This is a genomic window from Streptomyces sp. KR55 (assembly GCF_052245645.1).
GTDB classification, from domain to species: Bacteria; Actinomycetota; Actinomycetes; order Streptomycetales; family Streptomycetaceae; genus Streptomyces; species Streptomyces flavusporus.
In genome coordinates, this window is record NZ_JBQQCE010000757.1 from 1 (window position 1) to 2,887 (window position 2,887).

The 2,887-nt window shown below is 72.8% G+C and carries 3 protein-coding genes; 2 read left to right on the forward strand and 1 reads right to left on the reverse strand.

Annotation, left to right across the window (positions count from 1 at the left end; genetic code table 11):
- On the forward strand, positions 1 to 400 hold a 400-nt coding region (locus tag ACTWQJ_RS49570; RefSeq protein WP_443312917.1), incomplete at its 5' end, for an AMP-binding enzyme.
- Between the two features lie 15 nt (positions 401 to 415).
- On the forward strand, positions 416 to 1,228 hold the full coding sequence (locus ACTWQJ_RS49575) for a PaaX family transcriptional regulator (RefSeq protein WP_443312918.1): 813 nt from the start codon (positions 416 to 418) through the stop codon (positions 1,226 to 1,228).
- 17 nt (positions 1,229 to 1,245) lie between these two features.
- On the opposite strand, the gene ACTWQJ_RS49580 is transcribed toward ACTWQJ_RS49575, so the two are convergent.
- The coding region (locus ACTWQJ_RS49580; RefSeq protein WP_443312919.1) for an oxidoreductase at positions 1,246 to 2,887 on the reverse strand (1,642 nt) is incomplete at its 5' end.

Below are 2,887 nucleotides of genomic sequence, written 5' to 3' on the forward strand. Positions count from 1 at the left end.
GCGCGACTACGTACGGGGCGGCTGGAACATCACCGGCGACACCTACGTCCGCGAGAGCGACGGCTACTTCCGCTACGTCGCCCGCGCGGACGACATGATCATCTCCGCCGGGTACAACATCGCCGGACCGGAGGTCGAGGACGCGTTGCTGCGTCATCCGGACGTGGTGGAGGCGGCGGTCGTCGGGCGGCCCGACGAGGCACGCGGCATGGCCGTGATGGCGTTCGTCGTCCTCAAGGAGGGCGCCGAGCGGGACGCCGAGGCGCTGCGCGGCTTCGTCAAGTCCGAACTGGCGCCGTACAAATGCCCGCGCGAGATCGTCTTCCTGGACGCCCTGCCGCGCACGGCGACCGGAAAACTTCAGAGGTTCCGCCTACGTACCGAGGGTGACCAGCAGTGATCCGCACGACCTAAGATGATCAACGTGTCCGACCAGCACGCCCCCCGGTCTCTCATCGTCACGCTCTACGGCGCGTACGGCCGCTCCATGCCCGGCCCGGTGCCCGTCGCCGAGCTGATCCGGCTGCTGGCCGCGGTCGGGGTGGACGCGCCCTCGGTGCGCTCGTCGGTGTCCCGGCTGAAACGGCGCGGTCTGCTCGTGCCGGCCCGCACGGAGCAGGGCGCGGCCGGCTACGAACTCTCCCCGGACGCCCGCCAGTTGCTCGACGACGGCGACCGGCGCATCTACGCGACCGCGCCGCCCGAGGAAGAGGGCTGGGTGCTCGCGGTGTTCTCGGTTCCCGAGTCGGAGCGGCAGAAGCGGCACGTGCTGCGCTCCCGGCTGGCCGGCCTCGGCTTCGGCACGGCGGCGCCCGGTGTGTGGATCGCCCCGGCCCGGCTGTACGAGGAGACCCGGCACACCCTCCAGCGCCTGCGCCTCGATGCGTACGTCGACCTCTTCCGCGGCGAGCACCTCGGCTTCGCGCCGACCGTCGAGGCGGTCGCCCGCTGGTGGGACCTGGCCGCGATCGCCAAGCAGCACGAGGCGTTCCTCGACCGGCACGCGCGCGTGCTGCAGGACTGGCAGCGGCGCACGGACACCCCGCCCGAGGAGGCCTACCGTGACTACCTCCTCGCCCTGGACTCCTGGCGCCATCTGCCCTATGCGGACCCCGGCCTGCCCGCGCGCCTGCTGCCCGCGAACTGGCCCGGCGTCCGCTCGGCCGCGGTGTTCCGGGGCCTGCACGAACGTCTGAGGGACGCCGGCGCAGCCTTCGTCGGCGTGTGACGCGGGCCCGGCGGAGTTCAACTCCCGAGCGTGAGGCGGGGCTTGGGGGCGTCCGTGCGGCCGGTCCGGGGGCGCCGGCTGCCCGCCCGGTACGGCGCCGGCCAGGCGACGCCCGGCCCCTCGTAGCCCTGCTCGGCGGCGGCGTGCAGGGTCCAGTGCGGGTCGTAGAGGTGCGGGCGGCCGAGCGCGCACAGGTCCGTGCGCCCGGCCAGGATCAGGGAGTTGACGTCGTCCCAGGAGGAGATCGCACCGACCGCGATCACCGGGATGCCCGCCTCGTGACGGATGCGGTCCGCGTACGGCGTCTGGTACGACCGCCCGAACTCCGGCCGCTCGTCGGCCACCACCTGCCCGGTCGACACGTCGATCGCGTCGGCGCCGTGCGCGGCGAAGGCCCGGGCGATCTCGACGGCCTCCTCGGCCGTGGTCCCGCCCTCGGCCCAGTCGGTGGCGGAGATACGGACGGTCATCGGCTTCTCCTCCGGCCATACGCCCCGTACGGCGTCGAAGACCTCCAGCGGGAAGCGGAGCCGTTTCGCGAGGGAGCCGCCGTAGGCGTCGGTGCGCAGGTTGGTCAGCGGGGAGAGGAAGCCGGAGAGCAGATAGCCGTGGGCGCAGTGCAGTTCGAGCAGGTCGAAGCCCGCGCGGGCGGCCCGCCAGGCGGCGGCGGTGAACTGCTCGCGCAGGTCGGTGAGTTGGGCGCGGGAGAGCTGTCGCGGGGTCTGGCTGCCCGGCTTGTACGGGAGGGGTGAGGCGGCCACGAGCGGCCAGTTGCCGTCGGGCAGCGGTTCGTCGATGCCCTCCCACATCAGCCTGGTCGAGCCCTTGCGCCCGGAGTGGCCGAGTTGCACGCCGATCGCGGTGCCCGGCGCCTGTGTGTGCACGAAGTCGGTGATCCGCTTCCATGCCTCGGCCTGCTTGCCGGTGTAGAGGCCGGTGCAGCCGGGCGTGATCCGCCCCTCGGGGCTGATGCACACCATCTCGGTCATCACCAGTCCGGCGCCGCCGAGGGCGCGGGCGCCGAGGTGGACGAGGTGGAAGTCGCCGGGGACGCCGTCGGTGGCGGAGTACATGTCCATGGGCGAGACGACGACCCGGTTGCGCAGGGTCAGGCCGCGCATCCGGAACGGGGTGAACATCGGGGGTGTGCCGGGCGGGCAGCCGAACTCGCGCTCGACGGCCTCGGTGAAGTGCGCATCGCGCAGCCGGAGGTTGTCGTGGGTGACCCGGCGGCTGCGGGTGAGCAGGTTGAAGGCGAACTGGCGGGGCGGCCGGCCGAGGTACAGCTCCAGGTTCTCGAACCACTCCAGGCTGGCGCGGGCCGCGCGCTGCGTGGAGGCGACGACCGGCTTGCGCTCCTCCTCGTACGCCGCCAACGCCCGCTGCAGCGAAGGCTGTTCCTCCAGGCAGGCCGCGAGCGCCAGCGCGTCCTCGACGGCGAGCTTCGTGCCGGAGCCGATGGAGAAATGGGCGGTGTGGGCGGCGTCGCCGAGCAGGACGACGTTGCCGTGCGACCAGCGCTCGTTGACGACCGTGCGGAAGGTGGTCCACGTCGAGTTGTTGGAGCGCAGAGGTCGGCCGCGGAGCGCGTCCGCGAAGATCTTGGCGCAGCGGTCGATCGACTCCTGCTCGCCGAGCTCCGCGAACCCGGCCGCCCGT

Bases quoted from the DNA above. Each gene is read 5' to 3' on its own strand.
- ACTWQJ_RS49575 (WP_443312918.1), top strand. From the start codon at position 416: ATGATCAACGTGTCCGACCAGCACGCCCCCCGGTCTCTCATCGTCACG.